This window comes from Massilia litorea (assembly GCF_015101885.1).
GTDB classification, from domain to species: Bacteria; Pseudomonadota; Gammaproteobacteria; order Burkholderiales; family Burkholderiaceae_D; genus Telluria; species Telluria litorea.
Window position 1 is genome coordinate 668363 of the sequence record NZ_CP062941.1, and the last position, 24375, is coordinate 692737.

22 protein-coding genes are annotated in these 24375 nt (G+C 65.7%); 12 read left to right on the forward strand and 10 right to left on the reverse strand.

What is annotated here, in order from left to right; genetic code table 11:
• The first annotated feature begins 194 nt into the window (after window positions 1-194).
• Both LPB04_RS02965 and LPB04_RS02970 read left to right on the forward strand, forming a co-directional pair.
• Window positions 195-2486, forward strand: coding sequence for a putative bifunctional diguanylate cyclase/phosphodiesterase (locus tag LPB04_RS02965; RefSeq protein ID WP_227496597.1), 2292 nt, complete (start codon window positions 195-197; stop codon window positions 2484-2486).
• A 63-nt stretch (window positions 2487-2549) separates the two neighbouring features.
• Entirely contained in the window at window positions 2550-2921 is a 372-nt protein-coding gene (locus tag LPB04_RS02970) for a VOC family protein (RefSeq protein WP_193687305.1), read from the forward strand.
• A 119-nt stretch (window positions 2922-3040) separates the two neighbouring features.
• Here the strand turns inward: LPB04_RS02970 and LPB04_RS02975 are convergent, their stop codons facing one another.
• Window positions 3041-4192, reverse strand: coding sequence for a branched-chain amino acid ABC transporter substrate-binding protein (locus LPB04_RS02975; RefSeq protein ID WP_193687306.1), 1152 nt, complete (start codon window positions 4190-4192; stop codon window positions 3041-3043).
• A gap of 291 nt (window positions 4193-4483) precedes the next feature.
• Between LPB04_RS02975 and LPB04_RS02980 the strand changes: the two genes are divergently transcribed.
• Window positions 4484-5461, forward strand: a complete 978-nt coding sequence (locus LPB04_RS02980; RefSeq protein ID WP_193687307.1) for a S41 family peptidase — start codon at window positions 4484-4486, stop codon at window positions 5459-5461.
• A 102-nt stretch (window positions 5462-5563) separates the two neighbouring features.
• Here LPB04_RS02980 and LPB04_RS02985 read toward each other — a convergent pair whose 3' ends face one another.
• Entirely contained in the window at window positions 5564-5962 is a 399-nt protein-coding gene (locus LPB04_RS02985) for a VOC family protein (protein ID WP_193687308.1), read from the reverse strand.
• Window positions 5963-6100: 138 nt separating this feature from the next.
• Window positions 6101-7192 (reverse strand): alkene reductase, encoded by a 1092-nt coding sequence (locus LPB04_RS02990; protein ID WP_193687309.1) that lies wholly within the window; start codon window positions 7190-7192, stop codon window positions 6101-6103.
• Window positions 7193-7358: 166 nt separating this feature from the next.
• Between LPB04_RS02990 and LPB04_RS02995 the strand changes: the two genes are divergently transcribed.
• The 3 genes from LPB04_RS02995 to LPB04_RS03005 all read left to right on the forward strand — a co-directional run bounded on the left by LPB04_RS02995 (window position 7359) and on the right by LPB04_RS03005 (window position 9780).
• On the forward strand, window positions 7359-8330 hold the full coding sequence (locus LPB04_RS02995; protein ID WP_193687310.1) for a LysR family transcriptional regulator: 972 nt from the start codon (window positions 7359-7361) through the stop codon (window positions 8328-8330).
• 171 nt (window positions 8331-8501) lie between these two features.
• Window positions 8502-8906, forward strand: a complete 405-nt coding sequence (locus LPB04_RS03000) for a hypothetical protein (protein WP_193687311.1) — start codon at window positions 8502-8504, stop codon at window positions 8904-8906.
• Between the two features lie 22 nt (window positions 8907-8928).
• Window positions 8929-9780: a CAP domain-containing protein gene (locus LPB04_RS03005; RefSeq protein WP_193687312.1), complete on the forward strand. Its 852-nt coding sequence runs from the start codon at window positions 8929-8931 to the stop codon at window positions 9778-9780.
• Between the two features lie 7 nt (window positions 9781-9787).
• Here the strand turns inward: LPB04_RS03005 and LPB04_RS03010 are convergent, their stop codons facing one another.
• The 4 genes from LPB04_RS03010 to LPB04_RS03025 form a co-directional block, all read right to left on the reverse strand.
• Complete coding sequence (locus tag LPB04_RS03010; protein WP_193687313.1) at window positions 9788-10882, reverse strand: alpha/beta hydrolase family protein; 1095 nt, start codon at window positions 10880-10882, stop codon at window positions 9788-9790.
• A gap of 139 nt (window positions 10883-11021) precedes the next feature.
• On the reverse strand, window positions 11022-13106 hold the full coding sequence (locus LPB04_RS03015; RefSeq protein WP_193687314.1) for a M13 family metallopeptidase: 2085 nt from the start codon (window positions 13104-13106) through the stop codon (window positions 11022-11024).
• A 197-nt stretch (window positions 13107-13303) separates the two neighbouring features.
• A complete protein-coding gene (locus LPB04_RS03020; RefSeq protein WP_193687315.1) occupies window positions 13304-15241 on the reverse strand; it encodes an outer membrane protein assembly factor BamB family protein in 1938 nt (645 codons plus the stop codon).
• A gap of 121 nt (window positions 15242-15362) precedes the next feature.
• Window positions 15363-15563 carry a DUF2905 domain-containing protein gene (locus LPB04_RS03025; RefSeq protein ID WP_193687316.1) on the reverse strand — a complete coding sequence of 67 codons (201 nt, stop codon included), beginning with the start codon at window positions 15561-15563 and terminating at the stop codon, window positions 15363-15365.
• A gap of 472 nt (window positions 15564-16035) precedes the next feature.
• On the opposite strand from LPB04_RS03025, the gene LPB04_RS03030 reads away from it, so the two are divergent.
• From LPB04_RS03030 to LPB04_RS03050, 5 genes are all read left to right on the forward strand, one after another.
• Window positions 16036-16545: a host attachment protein gene (locus LPB04_RS03030; RefSeq protein ID WP_193687317.1), complete on the forward strand. Its 510-nt coding sequence runs from the start codon at window positions 16036-16038 to the stop codon at window positions 16543-16545.
• 147 nt (window positions 16546-16692) lie between these two features.
• Window positions 16693-17271, forward strand: a complete 579-nt coding sequence (locus LPB04_RS03035; protein WP_307727328.1) for a lipocalin family protein — start codon at window positions 16693-16695, stop codon at window positions 17269-17271.
• Between the two features lie 228 nt (window positions 17272-17499).
• Entirely contained in the window at window positions 17500-18429 is a 930-nt protein-coding gene (locus tag LPB04_RS03040) for a bestrophin family protein (RefSeq protein WP_193687318.1), read from the forward strand.
• Window positions 18430-18480: 51 nt separating this feature from the next.
• The gene (locus LPB04_RS03045) at window positions 18481-19992 is read left to right on the forward strand and encodes an acetyl-CoA hydrolase/transferase family protein (RefSeq protein WP_193687319.1); all 1512 of its coding nucleotides are present in this window, start codon (window positions 18481-18483) and stop codon (window positions 19990-19992) included.
• A gap of 56 nt (window positions 19993-20048) precedes the next feature.
• Window positions 20049-20384, forward strand: coding sequence for a zinc ribbon domain-containing protein YjdM (locus LPB04_RS03050; RefSeq protein WP_193687320.1), 336 nt, complete (start codon window positions 20049-20051; stop codon window positions 20382-20384).
• Window positions 20385-20485: 101 nt separating this feature from the next.
• Here LPB04_RS03050 and LPB04_RS03055 read toward each other — a convergent pair whose 3' ends face one another.
• Complete coding sequence (locus LPB04_RS03055) at window positions 20486-21139, reverse strand: hypothetical protein (RefSeq protein WP_227496598.1); 654 nt, start codon at window positions 21137-21139, stop codon at window positions 20486-20488.
• A 143-nt stretch (window positions 21140-21282) separates the two neighbouring features.
• Window positions 21283-22551, reverse strand: coding sequence for a serine hydrolase domain-containing protein (locus LPB04_RS03060; protein ID WP_193687322.1), 1269 nt, complete (start codon window positions 22549-22551; stop codon window positions 21283-21285).
• 187 nt (window positions 22552-22738) lie between these two features.
• Between LPB04_RS03060 and LPB04_RS03065 the strand changes: the two genes are divergently transcribed.
• Window positions 22739-23725 (forward strand): LLM class flavin-dependent oxidoreductase, encoded by a 987-nt coding sequence (locus LPB04_RS03065; protein WP_193688840.1) that lies wholly within the window; start codon window positions 22739-22741, stop codon window positions 23723-23725.
• A 42-nt stretch (window positions 23726-23767) separates the two neighbouring features.
• On the opposite strand, the gene LPB04_RS03070 is transcribed toward LPB04_RS03065, so the two are convergent.
• A complete protein-coding gene (locus tag LPB04_RS03070) occupies window positions 23768-24358 on the reverse strand; it encodes an isochorismatase family protein (RefSeq protein ID WP_193687323.1) in 591 nt (196 codons plus the stop codon).
• Window positions 24359-24375 lie beyond the last annotated feature (17 nt).

A 24375-nucleotide genomic window follows, 5' to 3' on the forward strand; every position in this document is an offset into this window, starting at 1 on the left:
GCAGCCGATTGAATTTCAGACCTGCGGCGGGCCGATTGGTTCCGGCAGCGGAGGCGCCAGGCTGGCGATGCCGATACGCAACAGGAGGACGGCGATACCACGACAAGCCGGATCCATTACGATATAGTAGTGCATTGCAGCAACAAGTTGTATTAATAGACAACATTTCGCTGCGGCGATTCAAAAGGCATTGCGTGGCGCCCCTTATCGATATTGCGCATTGGCGCACCCACATTTTTTCCCGCTTGCTGACGATCGTGCTGGTGCTCGGCATCGGCACGGCGATTCCCAGCATCGCGCTCGCCGCCGGACAGGGCCTGTGGTCGCTGGTGGCGGTCGACCTCGTCGCCATCGGCTGGCTGTTCGCGCTCTGGCGCCTGCACAGCTGGGCCTACCGGACGCGGGTATTCCACTTCATCGCGATCGTGTTCCTCGTTTCCGTGGGGATGATCGTCAACGTCGGCCAGGTGGCCCAGCCCTACCTGATCGCGCCGCCTGTGTTCGCCGCAGTCCTGCTCGGACGGCGTTCGGCGCTGGCGGCCCTCGGCGCCAGCACCCTGCTGGTCCTGGTGCTGAGCATCCGGGGCTATCTGCACGCCGGCGGCGCCACGCCGGATGCATCCGTCCTGCCCGCATGGACGATTGCCCTCAATTTCCTGTTCGTCGGCGCGCTGATCACGGTGTCCTGCAGTACCCTGCTGCAAAAACTGGTGGCCTCGCTCGGTCACCTGCACGGGGTCGCGCGTTCGCTGGAGGAAGGTAAGGACACCCTGTCCAGCCTGAACGCCGAGTTGCGCCTGACGGCCGCCGCAGTCGCCCAGCTCAATGACATGGTGCTGATCGTGCGCACCAACGGCACGCCCGAGGTGCCCTGGCCCATCACGTTCGCCAACGATGCGTTCGTGCGCAGCACCGGTTATACGCGCGAGGCCGTGCTCGAGCGCAGCATGCTGATGCTCGGCGGCGCCGACACCGACCTGGCCGCCGTGGAGCGGCTGAGCGAGGCCATGCGCAGCGGCGCGCGGGCCCGTGCCGAGCTGACGACGTATACGAAGGCCGGCCTGCCTTTCTGGACCGAAATCGAAATCACCCCGTTCCTGGACGAAGCCGGCACGCATACGCACTGTGTCGTGGTCGGGCGCGACATCGGCGAGCGCAAGAAGGCGGCCACCGCGATCCACCGCCTCGCCTATTACGACGTGCTGACGGAACTGCCGAACCGGCGCTTCCTGCTCGAGCGCCTCGACGCCCTGCTGCTTGAAGCCCAGTCCGGCCAGGGCTGGGGCGCCGTCGTCTTCATCGACCTCGATCATTTTAAATACGTCAACGATGCGCGCGGACACGCGACCGGCGACGCGCTGCTGCGCAGTGTTGCGGCCCGCCTGACGGCACTGATGCGCGAGCACGACACGGTGGCCCGCATCGGCGGCGACGAATTCGTCGTCCTGCTGCCGCGCATCGGCCATGACCACGACAGCGCGCGCAGCGCCGCCCTCGCCCACGCCGAGCGGCTGCGCGATGCGCTATCCGATGCGGTCGAGGTCGGCGGCAACCGCTACAACGCCTCGGCCAGCCTGGGCGTGAGCCTGCTGCCGCATCCGGGCCAGCGCGCCGACGACCTGCTGCGCGAGGCCGACACCGCCATGTACCACGCCAAGGCGCGCGGCCGCAACCGCGTGGCCCTGTTCGAAGCGGCCATGCGCGCCGAATCCGAACAGCGCCTGACGCTCGAGCGCGACCTGGCCGGCGCCATCGAGCGCGGCGAACTCCTGATGCACCTGCAGCTGCAATGCGACGCGGACGGCAAGCCGGGCGGCGCGGAAATGCTGATGCGCTGGCAACGCGCCGACGGCCGCTTCGTGCCGCCGGACGTATTCATCCCGATCGCCGAAGCGAGCGGCCTGATCGTGCCGCTGGGGCATTGGGCCCTGCAGCAAGCCTGCCAGGCCTGGCTGCGCCTGAACGCCGCCGGCCACCCGCTGCCGCTGTCGGTGAATGTCAGTCCGATGCAGTTCGGCCAGGCCGACTTCGTGGCCCAGGTGCGCGCCGTGCTGGCCGAGACCGGGGTGCCGGCCGATCAACTCATTCTGGAACTGACCGAGGGCCTGCTGATCAAGGACCGCGACGCCACGATCGCCCGCATGCACGCGCTGGCCGCGATCGGCATCCGTTTTTCGATCGACGATTTCGGCACCGGTTATTCGAACCTGGGCTACCTGAAGCGCATGCCGCTGTATGAACTCAAAATCGACAAGAGTTTTGTGCGCGACACGCCGGATGGCGGCGATGGCGACGCCATCGTGCGCTCGATCCTGGCGATGGCCGGCCACCTGCGCCTGCGCGTGGTGGCCGAGGGCGTCGAGACGCGGGAACAGGCCGCTTTCCTGGCCGCCAACGGCTGCCCCGTCATGCAGGGTTATCTGTTCGCGCGGCCGCAGCCTCTGGCGCAGGTGCTCGCCAGCCTGGAAGCTGCGCTGGCGGCCTGAGTGTCCGCTCCAGGCGGATGCGATAATGCGGGACGACTTATGTCCACCACCGCGGAGACTCCCATGCCCCATATCGCCGGACTCGACCACGTCCAGATCGCCATTCCTCCCGGCGCCGACGCCGCCGCCCGCGCCTTCTACGGCGGCGTACTCGGTCTTTCCGAAATACCGAAACCCGCGCCCCTGAACGCCTCCGGCGGCATGTGGTTCGTCACGGGCGCGACGCAACTGCACATCGGCAGCCAGGCCGATTTCGTGCCCGCGAAAAAGGCGCATCCGGCCTTCATCGTCGAGGATTTCGAAGGCTATTGCGCGCTGCTGCGCAGGCAGGAGGTGGCCGTGCGCGAAGAAGCGCAGGTAGCGGGACGGCGCCGTGCCGGCATCGAGGATCCCTTCGGCAACCGGATCGAACTGATCGCGGCGGCGCAGGCTTGAGTTGAGGGCGGCTCATGCCGCCTCGACCGCCCGTGCCTCGCGCACCATCCGGCAGATGGTCAGGATATTCACCGCCGCGATCACCAGCTCGAGCGCCGTGCCGCCGATCGAATTGCAGGTTAGCGCAGCACCTGCAATTTCGTCTTTTTCCCCTGGCGATAGGTGTACAAGGTCAGCGCGGCATTTTTCAGATCGCCCTTCGGGTCGAAGGCGATGCTGCCGGTCACGCCTTCGTACTGGACGCTTGCCAGCGCCGGCAGGAATATGGCCGGATCGCTCGAATTCGCGCTCTGCATCGCTTTCGCAAACACCATCACCGCATCGTAGGCATAGGGCGCATAGGTCTCCACCGGGAGCTTGTAGCGTTGCTGGTAGCGCTGTGTGAACGCATTCAGGCCGGCTTCCTGCGGGCCCGTGACGCCGCCCGCAACCACGCAATAGACCTTGTCGTCGACCAGCGCGTCGCCCGCCAGCAGCGGCATCTTTTCCGAGCAGACGCCGTCGCCCGACACCAGTTTCGCGCGCAGGCCGAGCGCCTTCATTTGTTTCAGCATCGGGCCGGCCACGGCATCCATGCCGCCATAGAAGATCACGTCCGGATCGCGCGCGCGGATCTGGGTCAGGATGGCGTTGAAATCGGTCGCCTTGTCGTTGGTGAACTGGCGGCTGACCACGCTGGCGCCGCCGCCGCCTGCCTTCACGCCCTTGACGAATTCGTCGGCCAGGCCCTGGCCGAAGGCGGTGCGGTCGTCGATCACCGCGATCTTCTTTGCCTTCAGGGTATTCATCGAATAGGTCGCCAGCGTGCGCCCGACCAGGTTGTCGTTGGCGACGACGCGGAAGGCGGTCTTGAAACCCTGGTGGGTGTAGAGCGGCGTGGTGGCCGCCGGAGAAATCTGCGGGATGCCGGCATTCGCATAGATCTTCGAGGCCGGCACCGTGGTGCCCGAATTCAGGTGGCCGACCACGGCCGCGACTTTTGCATCGACCAGCTTTTGCGCGACGGCCGCGCCGGTCTTCGGGTCAGCCGCGTCGTCTTCGGGCTGCAGCACCCACTGCACCTTGCGCCCGCCGAGCACGATGCCCTTGGCGTTGAGCTCGTCGATCGCCATGCGGGCGCCGTTTTCGATGTCCTTGCCCTGGTGGGCGCCGGTGCCGGACAGTGGAGACGCCGTGCCGATTTTCACTTGCAGGGGCTGGGTGGCAGGTTGGGCGTGGGACGGTGCCGCGGCAAGCGCGAGCACGGAAGCAAGGATGGCAGGGCTACGCATGGAGATTTTTTTTCGTGGAAGGTGCGCTCGATTGTACTGCCGAGCCGGCCGGCGCCCGATTCGTTAATCCGCAGCAAACCCACTTTCGACCCGTCTATTCCACCATTCGTCACTCGGCGCAACTTCTCTGGCTGCTCATCCGCTACGCTCAGGCATCTCATCTTCACTCCGGAGGCAGACATGGCAGTCAGGAACTATGCAATCGCAGCGCTCATCACAGGCAGTTTGTTGTCGCATCAAGCCCTCGCGGCACCGGATGCGCCATTGAGCAATGTGGCACGCCAGGAGGTCGTGCAGACACTTGCGACCAAACTGAAAGCGAATTACGTCCTCCCCGACGTGGCGCAACGGGTTGCCGCCACCATCGTCAAGAAGAATGCCGATGGCGGCTATGCCATGGCAACGAGCGCACAGGCATTCAGTGCCGCGCTGTCGCAGGATTTGCGCGAACTGAGCAAGGACAAGCATTTCCGGGCCGTGCATGACGAGCGTTTCCGTGAGCGCAGCGGTGAGAATGAGGTACCTGACCGCGCGGAAATGGAAGCGCAGCGCGACCGTACGGCCCAGCTGGGTTATGGCATCGAGAAAGTGGAACGCCTGGCGGGCAATGTCGGCTATATCGAGCTGCGCGGTTTCGGGCCGACCGAATTCGTCGGCCCCGCCTACACCGCCGCCCTGAGCTTATTGTCGGGAACGGATGCGCTCATCCTGGACCTGCGCCGCAACGGCGGCGGACGTCCGGCCAGCGTCGCTTACCTGATGAGCCATTTCTTCCCGCTGGGCGACGAGCGCCATCTGAACGACATTTATGACAGGCCGACCAATACCACCCAGCAATATTGGACCAGCACGGCAATCACGCAGCGCTACGACAAACCCGTGTACGTGCTGACCTCGGCCCGCACCTTTTCCGGCGGCGAGGAATGCGCCTACGATTTTCAAACCCAGAAACGGGCAACGCTTGTCGGCGAAACCACGGGCGGCGGCGCCAATCCGGTCAGTCCTTTCGCTGTCGGACATGGCATCGTGGTCGCCATCCCAAGGGGGCAGGCGATCAATCCGATCACCAGGACCAGCTGGGAGCACGTCGGTGTGAAACCGGACATCGCGGTGCCGGCAGCCCAGGCCCAGCAAACGGCGCACGCCGCCATCCTGCGCCAGCTGCTTGCCTCCAACAAGGACGAGGGCTTGCGCGCCAGCCTGCAGCGGGCGCTGGCCATGGTGGAAAAGGGAGAGAGCGAAGCGCCGGTGTACACGCTCAGGCAATGAATAACGATGCATGAACAAATTCGCCAACCCGCGGGCTGGCGTTGTCGATCCACCGTGCAGGTCATCCGGTGCCGGCGCCGGGCTACGGCACGGCCAGCCGCATCACCCCTTGGGCGCCATCCAGACCAGGTTCCACAAATGGCCGTCGAGGTCCTCGAAGCCCTGGTCATACATGAAGCCGTTATCCTCGGGCGGATGGGGAATGCGGGCGCCGGCGGCGGTGGCCTTGGCGATCAGGCTGTCGACCTCTTCCCGGCTCTCGCAGCTCAGGCAGATGACGACCTCGTTGGCTTCCCGGGCCTGGACCACCGGCTTGTTGATCAGGGACTTGAAAAACGTTTCGGTCGTCAGCATCGCGTAGATGCTGCCTTCGAGGACGACCACGCAGGCCGCCTGCTCATTGCTGAAGTCGGGATTGAAACCGAAGCCCAGTGCGGCAAAGAAGGCTTTGGATTTTTCCAGGTCCTTGACCGGGAGATTGAATATCACGTTCTTGTTCATGCGTTCCTCGTCTGTTAAAGGTGGAATGGATCAGTCCTGCATCCTGACGACGAACGATGATGCATGAAATCGACACGTTGCTGCAAAAAAAAACGCCAACCCTCGGGTTGGCGTTTTTCATTACTGCAGCTCAGGCAATCAGGCCGCCTGGTCCAGCGTCGGATAATCGATATACCCGGCCTCGCCCGGCGCATAGAAGGTCTGCGGGTTAGGCGTATTGAACGGCGCATTCAACTTGAGGCGCTGCACCAGGTCCGGATTGGCGATATAGGCGCGGCCGAAGGCGACTGCATCGGCGCGGCCCGATTCGACCGCATCGATCGCCATCTGGCGGTCGTAACCGTTGTTGGCGATATACGTGCCTTTGAAGGTCTTGCGCGCCCATTCGAAATCAAAACCGGGAATATCGCGCGGGCCGCCGGTGGCGCCTTCGACGAAGTGAATAAACGCGATATTGCGCTTGTTCAGTTCCTCGACCAGATGGCCGAACACGGCTTGCGGGTTGCTGTCGGCCAGGTCGTTGGCCGGCGTCACCGGAGACAGGCGGATGCCGACGCGGCCGGCGCCGATTTCGGCGACCACGGCGTCCACGACTTCCAGCGCGAAGCGGACGCGGTTCTCGATCGAGCCGCCGTATTCGTCGGTTCGCTTGTTGGCGCCGTCGCGCAGGAACTGGTCGATCAGGTAGCCGTTGGCACCGTGCAGTTCGATGCCGTCGAAACCGGCGCGGATCGCATTCGCGGCGCCGCGGCGGTATTCGGCAACGATTTCCTTGATCTCATCCAGGGCCAGGGCGCGCGGCTCCGGTGCCTCGACCTTGCCGGCGTGGGTGTAAGCGACCACTTTCGGCGCCACGGCCGAGGGAGCGATCGGCTGCGCGCCGCCGGTGAGATGTGGGTGGGTCACGCGGCCCACGTGCCAGATCTGGGCCACGATCTTCGAGCCGGCTTCGTGCACGGCCTGGGTGATCGGCTTCCAGCCTTCGACCTGGGCGTCCGAGTAAATGCCGGGCGTGGCCATGTAGCCTTTACCGACCGGCGAGACCTGCGTGCCTTCGCTGATGATCAGGCCGGCGTTGCTGCGCTGGCGGTAGTACTCGACGTTCATCGGGCTGCCCGGCACGTCGCCGGCGGCTTCGTCGGCGCGGCTGCGGGTCAGCGGGGCCATCACGACACGGTTGGCAACCTCGATGTCGCCAATGCGGGCGGGCTCAAAAAGTTTGTGGCTCATGTTCGGTCCTTGTTCGTAGATTGGAATGATCGGGCCGCCGGTCGCTGCGCTGTCAGGGAGCGGACGCCGGCAGCCACTACAGTCACCAGTATGCGTATTCCTGGAGACTGTGGGTAGGCCGCACGAATGATATGATTTATTCCAACCAGGAATAGATGGAGCAGAGATGGACCGCTTGAGGCTGATGGAAACCTTCGTCCGGGTCGTCGAGACCGGCAACTTCTCGGCTGTCGCGCGCGAGGAGCGCGCCACGCAATCGAGCATCAGCAAGCAGATCCAGGCGCTGGAGACCCTGCTCGGCGCGAAACTGCTGGTGCGCTCGACGCGCAGCCATGCGCTCACCGAAGCGGGCAAGCGCTATTACGAGCGCTGCCGCCAGGTGCTCGACACGCTGGAAGAAGCGCGGGTCGAGATCCAGCGCACCGAGAACGACATCGCCGGCGTACTGCGCGTGGCCGCCCCGGCCTCGTTCGGGCGCCTGCACATCGTGCCGCGCCTGCCCGCCTTTTTCGAGCGCTATCCGCAACTCAAGATCGACCTGCAACTGGACGACGGCTTCGTCGACCTGGTCGTGGGCGGAATCGACGTCGCCTTCCGCGTCGGCGAACTGAAGGACAGCCGCCTGATCGCGCGCCGCATCGGCACCGCGCACCGCGCCGCGCTGGCCTCCCCCGCTTACCTGGCGCGCCACGGCGAGCCGCAGCATCCGCACGAGCTGCGCGATCATCAATGCATCGTCTACACGGGTCTCGCCACGATGAACGAGTGGAACTTCCAGGACGAGGAAGGCGGCCAGCACGCCGTGCGCGTCAATGGCCACCTGCAGTCGAACAGTTCGGAGGCGATCCGCCAGGCCGTGGTCGAGGGCCTGGGCATCTGCTACACGCCGCAGTGGGTGTATGGCGACGACATCCGCGCCGGCCGCGTCAAACCGATCCTGACCCGCTACCGGCTGCCGCCGCTGCCGCTGAACGTCGTGTTCCAGCCGGCGCGCCGGCCCTCGATCAAGATCAGCCACTTCGTTTCCTTCTTCGCCGACGCGTTTTCGCGCGATCCGGACATCTCGCCGATGCTGGCAGCCGACGGCGCTTCGCATGATGCGCTCGGCAAGCTTGGCACGGTCGGCAGCCGGGGCTGAGCTCGACGCACGCAGTCCAGCACCCTGTCCTCCCTGCTTACAGATTGAAACCCTACTTACAGTCAGGCGGCAGATTTTTTCCGGTTTCGCTGAGACACTGTGTCCGTGCGAACAGAGCACTCCGGATTTTCGGAGCAAGCTTGACATAGGTTGATCACAAAGGAGAAAAAAATGAGCATTTATAAACAACACATCATGCGCGTCGCCGCCGTCCTGGCCTTGACTGCCGCCTCCACGTCCGCTTTTGCGCAGAGCGCCGATTATCGCCGTGGTTACGAGGACGGCTATGCCGCTGCCCGCGAGGAGCGTGGCCCCGGCCCCGGCCAGGACAGAGGCGGTCTGCGCATTGAGGAAGCCAATTATGGCGTGCGCGGCATGACCTGCAATGCGCGCCGGTCCGTGCGCGACCAGGTCGAACGCAATAACGGCAGGGTCGTTGCCAATGACCAGCTGTGTGGCGATTCCGCTCCGGGCAAGGTCAAGCGCCTGCAGGTCACCTACCGGTGCGACGACAGCGAAGCGATGCGGGTTGTGGCGCGCCAGGGCGACACCCTGCGCCTCTCCTGCCGCCGCTGACCGCTGCAGCGCCGCCGCGCCGATGCGCCATGCCGGCTTCAGGGTCGTCCTCGCCGCTGCCGCGCTTCTTGCCGGCGGCGCACAGGCGCAGAACGACGCCCGTCTGGTGGCGCTGATCAACGACTGGCGCGCCAGCCCGGGCGAGTGCGGCGGCACCCGTCGCGCACCGGCGCCGGCCTTGACGAGCAATCCGCTGCTCGCGCGGGTGCGTTTCGGCACCGGCTCCTTTCCCGAATACGAGCTCGAACGCGTCGGCTACGACGCGGCCCAGGTCGAGGTCATTTTTACGCGCGGCGCGGTCGATGCCGCCGGCGTGATGGACGCGATCCGCCAGCCCTACTGCCGCGTGCTGGCGAATCCCGCCTACAGCGACATCGGCGTCGTCCGCCAGGGGCAGGAATGGACCATCGTGCTGGCCCGGCCCCTGCTGCCCCTGCACCTGCCCGCGCAGGATGTGGTGGGGCGCGAGATCCTCGATGCCGTGAACGCCGCGCGCGCGGTTGCGCGCAATTGCGGCGAGCGCGCCTTCGCCGCGGCCGCGCCGCTGGCCTGGAACGATGCGCTGGGCGCGGCGGCGCTGGCGCACAGCCGCGACATGGCGGCGCGCCGGCATATGGCGCACGAGGGATCGGACGGCAGCACGGTTGCGGTGCGCGCCACACGCGCCGGCTACAGCTGGCGCCTGATCGGCGAGAACGTCGCGGCCGGCCAGCCTTCGGCAAGCGAAGCGGTCGCCGGCTGGATCGACAGCCCGGGCCACTGCGCCAACCTGATGAATCCGGCGTTTACGGAGATGGGCGCGGGCTACGAAATCAGCCGCGCAAGGATGCCCGGCTTTGTCTACTGGACCCAGGTCTTCGGCGTGCGCCGTTAGTGCGTTCTTATCGAGCCGGCGCGCGCTTCGCCTGCTCCACCGCCCAGGAACCGATCAGCGCCAGCGCACGCGGCGCCATCGTCTCCTCGATATCGGCCGCTTCCGCCAGTGCGCCCGTGCGCGCGCTCTGGAAGAAGTGGTTCAGGCCGGGCAGGCGCTGGACCTGTGCCCGCGGATTGGCTGCCAGCGCCTGCCGCAGGGCCGGAATGTTTTCGTCGGCCGTCACGACCTCGTCCTTCTCCCCGACCAGGGCCAGCACCGGACACGCGACCTGGCGCAGCAGCGGCCGGGGATCGATCCTGAGCAGCGTGCGCATCCAGGGCGTCAGGACCGGCGCCAGTTCGTCTTCCGACCAGGGACGCCCATAGCGGCTGTTTGCGGTGCGATACAGGGTGCGTACGGCCGCCTTGCGCTCGGCGGCGCTGCCCGGCACGCTCGCCTCGGCGAGGACGGCCTGTTGCAGCGCCAGCTCCTGCTGCATGCGATCGGGCGCATCCTGGGCCATGCGGCGCCGTGTGCGCGACAGCAGCAGGTCGCGCGCCGGAAGTCCGCTCCCCGCCATCAGCACCAGGAAGGCGATGCGCGGCGCCTTGGCCGCCACGATACTGCCGACCAGGCCCCCTTCGCTGTGGCCAACCAGCCCGATGCGGTCGGCATCGATATCCGGGCGGCTGCGCAGGAGGGCGAGACCGGCCTGGATGTCGGAGACGAAATCGAAACTGGTCGCACTGGCGAAATCGCCACCCGAGCGGCCGAGGCCCCGCTTGTCGCTGCGCAGCACGGCAAAGCCGCGCCGGGTCAGGTCGTCCGCCAGCACGAGATAGAAATGGTGGCCGAACAGGGAACCGTCGCGGTTCACTTCGCCCGAGCCGGGAATGAGCACGACCGCCGGATGCGGACCCGGCGTGCGCGGCACGGTCAGCGTGCCTTCGAGGCCGATGCCGGCGTTATCGAAGACGACCTGGTGCACCTCGTACGGCAGCGGCGCCGCCGGCGTCTGCGGCCGCCTGGGCGCCATGGAACGAGCAAAGGCGAGCCATGCCAGCGCTGCCAGGATCAGGAGGCAGGCCAGGCGCGGCAGGATGCGGGGGCTCGTGGTCATGCAGGTCGGCGGACGATGAAAACGCCAACTCTAGCATCCGCAGGGGGGCTGAAATTGCGCGGATTGTCACATCCGGCACAGCAAATTGTGTAATTTTTGTATCCGGCGCCGCCGCGCCGGATACCGTTTTACGCACGACTTACCAGAAGATCACGCGCTGCTCCGGCGCCAGGTACATTTTATCTCCCGGTTTCACACCGAAGGCCTCGTAGAAGCCCGGATGGTTGCGCAGGCTGCCGTTGACGCGGAATTCCGACGGCGAGTGCGGGTCCGATTTCACCTGGGAGATCAGGGCGGCGTCGCGCGCCTTGCCGCGCCGCGCCTGGGCCAGCCCCATGAACAGGCGCTGCTCGGCCGTGAAGCCGTCGATCACCGGTGCCGGGCGCCCCGCCAGGTAGATTTTGTAGGCGCGGCTGGCCATGATGGCGCCGGCGTTGTCGGCGATGTTCTCGCCCAGGGTCAGCTCGCCATTCAGGTGATAGCCCGGCAGCGGGCTGTAGCCGCCGTACTGGGCGACCAGCACCTTTCCGCGCGCGGCGAATTGGTCGGCGTCCTCTTTGGTCCACCAGTTGCGCAGGTTGCCGTCGCCGTCGAATTGCGACCCCTGGTCGTCGAAGGCATGGCTGATCTCGTGGCCGATCGAGATGCCGACCGCACCGTAGTTGATCGCCGGTTCGGCCTCCGTGTCGTACAGCGGATACTGCAGGCGCGCGGCCGGGAACACGACTTCGTTCAGCTCCGGGCTGTAGTAGGCGTTGACGGTCTGCGGCGACATGCTCCAGGCGGCGCGGTCGACCGGCTTGCCCAGTTTATTGATGCCGTACTGGTGCGCGAATTCGCGCGCGCGCAGCACGTTGCCGACCAGGTCGTTGCGGACGATGTCCAGCGACGAGTAATCGCGCCACTTGTCCGGATAACCGATCTTCGCCTTCATTTTCGACAGCTTCAATTGCGCCTGCTTCTTGGTATCGTCCGTCATCCAGTCGAGCGTCTGGATGCCTTCGCGGAAGGCGATGATGAAATTCCTGACCATCGCTTCGACCTGCTGCTTGCGCTCGGCCGGGAAGTGCTGCTCGACATAGGCCTGCCCCACCACTTCGCTCAGGTCGCGGTTGACCTGGGCAATCGCGCGCTTCGCCAACGGACGGTTCTCCCTGGTCCCGGCCAGCACGCTGCCGCGGAAGGCGAAGCTCTCGTCGACAAAGGCCTGCGACAGGTAAGGTGCGTAGGCGCTCAGCAGGCGGAATTCGAAATACGAACGCCAGGTGTCGAGCGGGGTGGCGGCGATGATCTTGTCGAGGCCCGCGAAATAGGTCGGCTGGCTGATGATCAGGGAGTCGACTTTACCCGCCGCGCCGACGCCCTTCATCCAGGCACTCCAGTCGAAGTTCGGCGTCAGCGCCTTCAGTTGCGCAAGGCCCATCTTGTTATAGCCCTTGACCGGATCGCGGTTCTCGACGGCGCTCCACTGCACGCGCGCGATCCCCGTTTCCAGCGCCACGATCCGGGCCGCCTGTTCGGCTGCGGCGGCGTCGGCATGGCCGGCCAGCGCCAGCATCTTCTCGACGTGGCTTTGGTATTTGGCGCGGATGTCCTTCAGGCGCGCCTCGTCCTGCAGGTAGTAGTCGCGGTTCGGCATGCCGAGACCGGACTGGCTGACGTCGACGATCATGCGCGTCGAGTCCTTGTTGTCCTGGTGGACATACATGTCGAGCGGCGCGCCGGCGCCGATGCGCGAGAAGTGCGCCGCCAGGGCGGCGATGCCGCGCTTGTCCTTCAGGGCCGCAACGCGCGCCAGTTCCGCCTTCAGGGGCGCCAGGCCCAGTTCGTTGCGGCGCGCCTCGTCGACGTAGCTGGCGTAGTAGTCGCCCATCTTCTGCGCGTTCGAACCCTTGCGCGCGCCCTTGTCGGCAGCGGCGCCCTCGATGATGGTGCGTACCTGGTCCTCGACCTTGTCCTGGGCAATATTAAAAGCGCCCCAGCTGGCGCGGTCGGACGGGATCTCGACGTCCTTCAGCCACTTGCCCTGGCTGTAGCGGAAGAAGTCGTCCTGTGCGCGCACGCCGGTGTCGATGGCGGCGACGTCGACACCGGAGACGGTGGCGACTGGTGCAGCGGCGGCCGCCGCCTTCGGATGGTCGTCGTTGCCGCCGGCGTGGGCCGCAAGGTGAATACCGGTGACGAACAAGCCCGCGATCAGGCTGCTGCACAGGGTACGCTTCATGTTTACTCCGAGTTTCGATGTTGTAATCGGGCGATCCTAATGGAAAAGCCCGGCAGTGCCAAGCAATGGGAAGGGCAATCGCATATGCATGCCGCTTTCGCACAACGCCCGTCAATACAGTCGCTATCGAAAACGCGACTGCGTGCAAGGCGAAAAAAAAACGCCACCCGGAGGTGGCGTCGTCGTGCGCGAGTGGATCAGCGCAGGTTGATGGCGTACAGGTTGCCGGAAGACGAAGCGATATACAGCACGCCACGGTCCGAGAGCGCCAGCTCGCCGCCGAACGGATATATCCACACGACCTGGTGGGTGGTCCGGTCGACCGCGACTGTTCTGGAGGGCCCGCTGATGAACACCAGGTTCGAACTGACGATCATGCGCCCTTTGTCCATGCCGTTCGAGTTCTCGAAAAGCCAACCGGTCTTCCATTCCAACACCCCGGTAGCAGCCGTGCGTGCTTCCAGCGCCATGCCGCCGTCTGCCAGCGAATACAAGGTGCCGTTCGCCAGCGCATGCTGTCCCACGGTACTGCCGCCGGCTGTCCAGGTCCGTGCATGCGACTGCAAGTCGATGCCCACCAGCTGGTAGCCGATCCTGGCGATGGCCAGGTTATCGCCCACGACCAGCGATTTCGGCTGACCGCTGGTTCCGGCAATAACAGGGTCCTGGAGGCGGAATACGGTACTGCCGTTGTCGGTATCGATCGCAACGAGGCTGTCGTACTGGACCGTATAGGCGAAGTGGCCGCTGACTGCCGGCGTCCAGAGGCCGCCGGCAAACTGGATGCCCGTCCTCCACTCGATCAGGCTGGTCGTTGCATTGAACTTTTCCAATCCTGCGGTGTTGCCCATGTAGACGATGTCGCCGATGACCGTCGGTGCCTGGTGCAGCTCGGGTGCCGTATTGATCAGCGTCTTGCCGAGCAACTGGCCGCTGGCCTGGTCGAAGGCCCACAGGAAGGAACCGCCGTTACCCGTCGAGCGCACGAACACCTTGCCATTCCCGGTTGCCAGCGGATTGGGGCCGGTGGCGGCACCGATATCGTAGCGCCACAGTTCCGCGCCGCTCGCTTCGCTGATGGCGGACAGTTCCCATTTGCTGGCGCTGTTGCGGATGACGAACACCTTGCCGTTGTCGGCGACAGGGGCGCTCGTCGTCATGCCGGCGCTGACCGGCTGGTTCCAGCGACGGCTGAACGCTGTCGGATCGAAGCTGGCGGGAACGTAGGGATTCTGTGCGGCGGTCCCGTTGTAGGTGCTCCATGGCGACAGCGATGCAATCGTGCTCAGCGTCGTCAAGTTGATGGCAGGTTTCACGCTGACCTTCACCGGCACGCGCCACGGCGAGCCGCTCACGGGAGAGCGGCAGGTCGCCGGGTCGTCGTAGCACACGCGGAGCTCGAGCGAGCCGCTGTGCTCGCCCACTCCCAGCGTCGACGCAGTCGCCAGGTCGGCGCTGAACTGGCCGCTCGTGAGCTCGCGCATCGACACCGGCGCGGCGAGTACGCCGGTGCTGTCGAAGACGGCTGCCCTGACGCCCTGCGTGAAGGGCGAAACCGCGCTCGCGCGCAGCGAGAACGACGCGGGCTCGCCCTGGTAGGTCGTCAGGTCGAATGTCGCCGGCGTCAGTGTCAGGCGTCCCTGCGCCTGCGTGGCCGTGGCGACAGTCAGCGTCACCGGAATCTTCCACGGCGAGCCTGCCAGCGGCGTGCGGCAGACCAGCGGGTCATCCTCGCACAGGCGCAGTTCGAGGTCGGTCGTGTAAGTGCCGGCTGCCGCCGCTTTCGTGTGCAGCTCAACGGTGTACTGCAGGTCCGAGACCTTGGTCAAGGACATCTCGGTCGTAACCACGCCCTTGCTGTCGACGACCGCCGCGTTGAAGGGCTTGTCGAAGGTGCGGCTCGACACGGCGCTGACCTTGAAGCCGGCACTTTCGCCCTCGTAGGAGGTGACTGTCACCACGCCCGGCGTCAGCGTCAACCAGCTTCCATTCGTATTGCCCACCGGTTGGCCGCTGGTCCCCGGTGCCGTGCCAACCGAGCCGCCGCCTGCCGAGCTACCACCACCGCCACCGCCGCAGCCCGCGACCAGCGCCGCAGCCAGCATCCCGGCCATTGCCGATTTTCCGAAAACCATGCTCTCCACCTGTCATTTTATTATTAAAAATAAGAAACAAAATTATAAAGGCGAAGTTTTCTTAAAGATAACTTTTATTTTTTACTGACGTGTGGAAACGACAGGCCGGGCTCCGCCGCCGTCAGCGCCGGAACATCCAGAGAATGACCGAAACGACGATCGAGATGACGATGCAGGTGACGATCGGAAAATGAAAACTGAAGCCTTCGCGCACGATGTGGATGTCGCCCGGCAGGCGCCCGAAGGGCAGCCGGCGCAGCCAGGGCCAGGCCAGCCCGACGGCGGCAATGACGAGGCCGATGACGATCAGTGTGCGCTGCATCGGGCTGCCTGCGAAGAAATGTCTCTCAAGGCTGCTTGTCTGGCCTTGTTTTCTTGCTCGTTTGCCATAGTCGATCTCCTGTTGATGGATTGCGTCATCGACTTCGATTCTGCCCCAGGCCGCCCCCGCACGGGCGCGCGCATGCGGTTCGGAACGGTGCGTCGGGGTAATGGACCCTGGTGCTACACTGGATCAACGCGACGATCGTGCAGATGAACCTTCCGTCAAGCTCATCCGTATTCCGCCCTCCGTCACGGCGGTCGATCCATCGACAGGGTGCCAGCTTGTCCTGTACTGGCCTGGCGCCGGTCCGCGCAGTGCCCATGACGGGTGTGCGCAGGCGTCGACGGATCCTGACAGGGCTCATCTGTATGCGATTGCCAGTCTTATGCGTTCGCACTCGTGCCGCGCCGAGCATCGCCTGGTTGCGGGATCGAACATCATTCATGATTCATTACTGACAGGGGGTAGCATGCCAACAACCTGGATTATCACGGCCAATGCGGGCCGGGCAAGGTTCTTCTCCGAGGACGGTCCAGCAGAACCACTGCAAGAACTGGAAGACATGATCAACAACGGCGCGCGCCTGCGGGCGCAGGAAGCCGAAACCGACCAGCTCGGGACCCTGGCTGCCGGCAAGAGCGGCCACAACATCGGCGGGGCGCAAGGAGGCCCGGCCCAGCACAACGCAGCCGCCGGGGCGCCGAACAGCCAATACGAACCGAACCAGACCCCGGCCGAGCACGAAACCGAGCTGTTCGCGAAGGACCTCTCGCAATATCTGCTGAAAGCCCAGCAGGAAGGCCGTTACCAGCAGCTCGTGCTGTCGGCGTCGCCGCAATTCCTCGGTACGCTGCGCAACAATCTCGACCCGCACGTCAAGGCCGTGATCAAGCAGGAATTCAACAAGGACTACACGCAAGTGCCCGTCCACCAGCTGCGCGAGCAGCTGCAGGCGGCCCAGGCCAAGTCCGCAGGATAAATCCCGCGCGCGGCCAGCCGCATCATGCCAGCCCTCCGCGGCTGGCTTTTTTTCGTCCGCACCAAGGCTGCAAGGGCGCGCTGTGATTCGTGCGGCCGGGTTTGTCATTGAGCCCTACCATGGCGGTATCGAAGAACGAGGATCACCATGAACAAGCGCTTGACTCCCGCCCTGATCAAGGGAACCCTGCTGGCCTCCGTCGTCCTGGTCGGCATGAAGGCCTGGGCCGCCAGCAAGGAGGCGAACCCGCGCAGCGACCTGGCGACCATCCCCTCGCTCGACCTGCCGCGCTACCTCGGCGAGTGGTATGAGATCGCGAAGTTCCCGAACCGTTTCCAGCGCAAGTGCGCCGGTTTCACGAAGGCGACCTACACCGCCCTGCCCGACGGCCGGGTGCAGGTCGAGAACCGCTGCCGCCTGGCCGACGGCGGGACCGATGTCGCCATCGGCGTGGCGCGCCAGGTCGGCGGCGCCGATTCGCCGCGCCTGAAAGTGCGCTTCGCCCCGGCCGCGTTGTCCTTCATCCCGCAAGTCTGGGGCGACTACTGGATCATCGACCTCGACCGCGACTATGGGCTGGCGGCGGTCAGCGAACCGGGGCGCGACTACCTGTGGATTCTCTCGCGCACGCCGACGGTGAAAAAATCGGCCTATGACGCGCTCGTGGCGCGCCTGTCGGGCCAGGGACTCGACGTGCGCAAGCTGGTGCCCACGCCCCAGGAGTGAGGCGAACGACCGCTTCAAGTGTTGACTCAAGAACAAACATTCACCTGATCAATAACCGGCATCTGGAATGTGAATTGGGCAATTACGCAATCGGCGGCGAGAATGGCCCTTCCACTTTTACCGCACCGGCGCATACCGCCGGCGCGGCTGCACCGTCATCGTCACTACCGTTTCCAGCATGAGCTACCAGATCGCCAGCGCCCCTGACACCCCATTCGGAGTGGCGCCATGATCGTCCGCGACCGTCCAAACGGCCTGCGCCTCTTCCTCACCATGCGCGGCTCGATCCTGCCGAGCATCTGGAAAAGCCTCACCGTCACCACGCTGCTCGCGATCCTGGTCACCTTGTCGCATGGGCTGTGGGGCCACACGATCCACCTGACCACCATCCCCTTCACCCTGATGGGATTGCCGCTGGCGATCTTCCTCGGTTTCCGCAACAACTCCGCTTACGACCGCTACTGGGAAGGCCGCAAGCTGTGGGGCGAACTGGTACTGCGCAGCCGTAACTTCGCGCGCCAGTGCCTGAGCCTGGTCGACGACGAGGCCAACAAGCCTGCCGCCGAACACCTGCGCACCCGGATGATCCGGCGCACGGTCGCCTTTGCCCATGCGCTGCGCCACAACCTGCGCCGCAGCGAGGCCGGGGACGACGTCGCCGCGCACCTGCACCCGGCCGAGTGGGACGTTATGCGCGGCCGCGTCAACCTGCACCAGGCGCTGATGCTGGAAATGGGAGAGGACCTGGCGCGCTGCCGGCGCGCCGGCCTGGTCGACAGCGTGCGCGCCGCCACGCTCGATGCGACCATCTCGGCGATGGTGGCGACCGCCGCCTCCTGCGAGCGCATCAAGAACACGCCCGTGCCGTTTTCGTACACGCTGCTGCTGCACCGCACCGCCTACCTGTACTGCTTCCTGCTGCCCTTCGGCCTGGTCGATACGATCGGCTACATGACGCCGCTCGTGGTGGCGATCGTCGCCTACACCTTCTTTGGCCTGGACGCGCTGGGCGACGAGATCGAGGAGCCGTTCGGCCTGTCGCCGAACGATTTGCCGCTCGACGCCATCTGCCGCGCCATCGAGATCGACATGCGCGACGCGCTCGGCGACGCCGACCTGCCGCCCCCGCTCACCCCCGTCAATAACTGGCTGCGCTGACGCGGCCCCACCCCCGGGCGCAGTACCAGGCCCACCAAGGCAAGGCGAAACATGAACATCGAAACCTACCAGGAGCGCATCGGCTGCCCGCTGCTGCGCGAACGTGTCACGAGCGCGGCCCAGGCGGCTGAGCTGATCCGCGACGGCATGACCGTCGGCATGAGCGGCTTCACCCGCGCCGGCGACGTCAAGATGGTGCCGGCCGCGCTGGCCGAACGGGCGCGGCGCGAACCGTTGAAAATCACGCTGCTGACCGGCGCCTCGCTCGGCAACGACACCGACCGCCTGCTCACCGAAGCGGGCGCGCTGGCGCGCCGCATGCCGTTCCAGGTCGACCCCGTGCTGCGCGCGGCGATCAACCGCGGAGAAGTGATGTACATCGACCAGCACCTGTCGGAAACCGTCGAGGTGCTGCGCGCCGGCCACATGAAGCCGGTGGACATCGCCGTGATCGAGGCGGTGTGCATCCTCGAGTCCGGCGCCATCGTGCCCACCACGTCCGTCGGCAACAGCGCCAGCTTCGCGATCCTGGCGGACAAGGTGATCGTCGAGATCAACCTGGCGCAGTCGCGCGCGCTGGAGGGCCTGCACGACATCTGGATCCCGAAGAAACGCCCGATGCGCGAGCCGATCCCGCTGATGTCGGCCGAGGGCCGCGTCGGCACACTCGCCATCGACATCCCGCCGGAGAAAATCGCGGCGATCGTGATCACCGACCAGCCGGACAGCACCTCGGCCATCCTGCCGTCGGACGCCGAGACCGCGGCGATTGCGGGCCACCTGGTGCGCTTCTTCGAAAACGAGATCGAGGCCGGCCGCCTGACGCGCAGCCTGCTGCCGCTGCAGGCCGGCATCGGCACGATCGCCAACGCCGTGATGGCCGGCTTTTGCGACAGCCCCTTTGAACACCTGACGATGTATTCGGAAGTGCTGCAGGATTCGACCTTCGACCTGTTCGACGCCGGCAAGCTCGATTTCGCCTCGGGCTCCTCGATCACGCTGTCGCCCCAGAAAAGCGCCCAGGTCTTCGGCGACTTCGGCCGCTACAAGGAGCGGCTCGTGCTGCGCCCGCAGGAGGTGTCGAACCACCCCGAGGTGATCCGCAGGCTCGGCATCATCGCCATCAATACCGCGCTCGAGGCCGACATTTACGGCAACGTGAATTCGACCCACGTCGCCGGTACCCACATGATGAACGGGATCGGCGGCTCGGGCGACTTCGCGCGCAACGCCTACCTGTCGATCTTCGCCACCAAGTCGACCGCCAAGGACGGCAGGGTCTCATCGATCGTGCCGATGGTCCCGCACGTCGACCATACCGAGCACGATGTCGACATCATCGTCACCGAGCAGGGCCTGGCCGACCTGCGTGCGCTGGCCCCGCGCGAGCGCGCCGAGGCGATCATCGCCAACTGCGTGGCCGCGCCCTACCAGGACATGCTGCGCGCGTATGTGCGCGAGGCGCAGGAGCGCGGCGGCCACACGCCGCACGTGCTGGAAAAGGCGTTCGCCTGGCATGAGCGCTATCGCCGTACCGGATCGATGCTCGAGAACGAATCCTGACCGGCAAGGCAGGCGGACAGGCGCTATACTCGCCGTTTCCCTTGTCCTCGCACCTCATGTCCCTGCCTCCCTGCCCCGTTTGCCAGTCCGCCTATACCTACGAGGACGGCGCCAATCTCGTCTGCCCGGAATGCGGCCATGAGTGGTCGGCGCAAACGGGTGCAGCCGCCGAGACGGCGCGCGTCTACCGCGACGCGGCCGGCAACATCCTGCAGGACGGCGACACCGTCACCGTCATCAAGGACCTGAAACCGAAGGGGTCGGGCGGCGTCATCAAGCAGGGGACCAAGGTCAAGAACATCCGCCTGGTCGACAGCGACCACGACATCGATTGCAAGATCGATGGGTTCGGGGCGATGAGCCTTAAGACCGAATTCGTGCGCAAGGTGTAAATCTAACTGCCGCACAAACGACGACACCAGCCCGCGGGCTGGTGTTTTTTTTGCATACCGTGCCTGCGCAGGCGCATCCGCTGACGGATGCGCCCGCTGGATCAGCGGCCGGTGCCGGTCGTGGTGGTGCCGGTGCCGGTGCCGGAGGTGCCGGTCGTACCGGAAGTGCCCGAGGTGCCGGTCGTGCCGGAAGTGCCCGAGGTGCCGCTGGTGCCCATCGAGCCACTGGTGCCGGTGCCGGTCGAGCCGCTCATGCCGCTGGTGCCGCTGGTACCGGTGCCCATTGAACCGCTGGTGCCGCTGGTGCCGCTGGTACCGCTGCCCATCGAGCCGCTGGTGCCCGTTGCGCCCGTCGTGCCGCTGGTGCCCGAGGTGCCGCTATCCATCGAGCCGCTCGTGCCCGAGGTACCGCTGGTGCCCGACGTACCCGAGGTGCCGCTGCTGCTGCCCGAGCCGCTGGTCATGCCGCTGCCGCTGGTGCCGCTGGCGCTGCCGCTGCCGCTGGTGCCCATCGAGCCGCTGCTTGAGGAGCCGCTGGAGCCGCTGCTGCCGCTCGCGCTGCTGCTGGACTTGCTCTTGTGTTTCTTCTGCTTCTTGGCCGCGCTCTTGTGCGTGGTCGCCTTGGCGTGGTCGCCGGACTGTGCGCTCGCGCTACCCGTCTGCTCGGTGCTGGTCGATTGTGCACTGGCGTTGAACGAAACTGCCATCGCGGCGGCAACTGCGGTTCCCAGCAGGCCTTTCAAAAGCTTATTCATGTTCATCTCCTTATATTGCATTTCGGGGCGGTGGAAAGCTCAACAATATCAATGACATACCGACATTATTGAAGTGGCCGAGTTTAGAGAGGTCGACGGGAGAGCAGCGCACGCTAGCCTTTTGGAAAGATATCCGACACTTGTCAGGGGGCCGCCACACCCCGCACTCCCCCTGTTGCGCCGACACCTGCGGCCCGTGCCGCCAGGGTGGCGATCTCGGTGTAGAGCGGCAGCACATTGGCCTTGTCGTCCGGGTAGACGCGGTTCGACAGGAACACGTAGAAGCTGCGCGAACCGGGATCGATCCACAGCACGCAGCCGGTGAATCCCGTGTGGCCGTAGCTGCCGACCGGGAACAGCGTGCCGCGCGGACGCTGGGCAAACGGCGAGTCGATGTCCATGCCGAGGCCGCGCAGCGCGGCGATACCCGGCGGGCTCTGCACCGTCGTGAGCAGGCGCACGCTCTCGGGCGAGAGCACGCGCACGCCATCGAGTTCGCCCCCTGCAAGCAGCATGCGCGCGTAGCGGGCGATGTCGCCCACCGTGCTGAACACGCCGGCCGAGCCCGCCACGCCGCCGATGCGGCGCGCCGTCGGATCGTGGACCACGCCCTGCAGCATGCCGCCCGCGCCGACGTCCGCGTGCAGGACCGGCTCGCCGACGGCGGCCGCCTTGTGCGTCGGTGCAATCGCGCCGGCGTCCATCCGGCGCAGCGGCAGGTAGCCGGTATGCGCCATGCGCAGCGGCCCGAACAGGCGCTCGCGCGCAAACACGTCGAGGCCCATGCCGGACACTTGCCGGACCAGCTGGCCGAGCAGGATGTAGTTGATGTCCGAATAGCGGAAATACGTTCCCGGCACATGGGTCACCGTTTGCGCGCAGGCCATGGCGTGGGCTGTCTCGTCGCCACGCCAGGCCGGTTTGCCCGGCAAGCCGGCCGCCAGGCCCGAGGTGTGGGTCAGCAGGTGGCGGATCGTGATCGCCTCCTTGCCGCCGCCCCGGCACTCGGGGAAATAGTCGACCAGTTTCGCGTCCAGGTCGAGCTTGCCGTCTTCGGCCAGCAGCAGGACCGAGGGCGCCGTCGCCAGCACCTTGCTCAAGGAGGCGGCATCGAACACGGTGTGCGTCGTCACCGGCGCTGGATCGGCCCCGTCATCGGCCTCGTAGCTGAAGCGGCCGTAGGCGCGCTCGTGGACGGCACCCTCGCGTTCCAGGTGGAAGACCGCGCCCGGCAGGCGGCGCTCGGCGATCGCCTGGTCAATCGCGGCGTCGATGCGGGCGAACTGGGTGCGGTCGAGCTGGCGCGGCTGCGCGCCCGGCAAGCCGGTGCAGCCGGAGACGAGGACGGCGAGGCCGAGAGCGGCGAGCGCGCCCTGGTACCGGAGGGAGCGGCGGAGAGAAAAAGGACGCATGGAAAACCTGGGCAGGAAGAGATGGCGGACGCGGCGCGGGCGCAGAAGCGGGCGCAAGGCCGGGCGAAGAAACTGGCCATGATAGGCAGGCAAATTCTGCCGGTCAATCTTTACGCCGGCGCCCCGCCGCGCCACGGTTTCGTGGCGTCGCCAGCGAAAAAAAATCCTTCGGCGTATCATGGAACGCATGATTCCTTTCTCGATACTCGACCTGTCGCCCATTGCCGAAGGCAGCGACGCACGCACTTCTTTCCACCATTCCCTCGACCTCGCCCAGCATGGCGAACGCTGGGGTTTCAACCGTTTCTGGCTGGCCGAACACCATGGCATGCCCGGTATCGCCAGCGCCGCCACCTCGGTGCTGATGGGCTATGTTGCGGCCGGCACCTCGACCATCCGGGTCGGCGCCGGCGGCATCATGCTGCCGAACCATTCGCCGCTCGTGATTGCCGAACAGTTCGGCACGCTCGAATCGCTGTTCCCGGGCCGCATCGACCTCGGCCTGGGCCGCGCGCCCGGCTCCGACCACATCACCGCGCGCGCCCTGCGGCGCAACTTGTCGTCGGATGCCGACGAATTCCCGCAGGACGTTCTCGAGCTGCAGGATTATTTCGCCGATTCGCCGCGGCGCCAGGTACGCGCCGTGCCCGGTGCCGGTTTGAACGTGCCGCTGTGGATCCTCGGTTCCAGCCTGTTCGGCGCCCAGCTGGCCGCCCACCTCGGCCTGCCGTATGCGTTCGCTTCGCACTTCGCGCCGCAGATGATGATGCAGGCGATCGAACTGTACCGCGCGAACTTCAAGCCGTCCGCGCAATTGGACAAGCCTTATGTCATGCTCGGCTTTAATGTGTTCGCCGCGGACACCGACGAGGAAGCGCATTTCCGCGCGACCTCGATGCAGCAGGCCTTCGTGAACCTGCGCAGCGGCCGCCCGACGCGTCTGCAGCCGCCGGTGCGTGGCTACCTCGAAGCGCTGGGGCCGTCGGAACGGATGATGCTCGACGGGGTGCTGTCGTGCTCGGCGATCGGCTCGCCGGAGACGGTGGCGCAGCAGTTGAAGGCATTCATTGCGCACACACGCGCGGACGAGCTGATGATTACCTCGCAGATTTTCGATCACGCGGCGCGCTTGCGCTCGTACGAGATTACGGCGCAGGTGCGCGACGCGGCGTAACACGTATTGCAGGGGTCATGGAGGCCAATGGCCTCCATGACCCTACGCTTCTCCGGTCCCCGCCTGCAACGCGTCGATCAGCTCCGCAGTCGTCCTCACCTTCCCCATCATCCTGAACATGTTCTTGCACGCAAACGCGTGCGCCTCGGCCGTGATGCCGCTCATCGCGTCCTCGGCGAACACGAGTCCATACCCACGGTCATAGGCCGCGCGCGCGGTCGACTCGACGCCGATGTTCGTGACAATGCCGCCAAGAATCAGCGTCTTGATATGCCGTCGCCGCAGCAGCTGGTCGAGCTCGGTGCCATAGAAGGCGCCCCACTGGCGCTTGGTGATCACGATGTCCGTCGCCTCGACACCCGCCTCCGGCGCGAAATGCGAGGCGTCGGGCGGCGGCGGCGGCGCGCCGGCTGCGCGCAGCGGAGCATCCGCCGGCGGCGACTGCAGCTCGTTCATCAATACGCGCACAAAAATCACCATGCCGCCGCGGTTGCGCATTTCCTGTGCCAGCAGGACGCAGTTGCCGAGCACGGCCTGCGCCGAATACGGCGCCAGCTCGCGTGCCATGTTGCCGTTTTGAAGGTCAATCAGCACCAGGGCTGTGCCGGCCAGATCAATTGAAAAGTCGTCCATCGCTTCCTCCTTGTCGA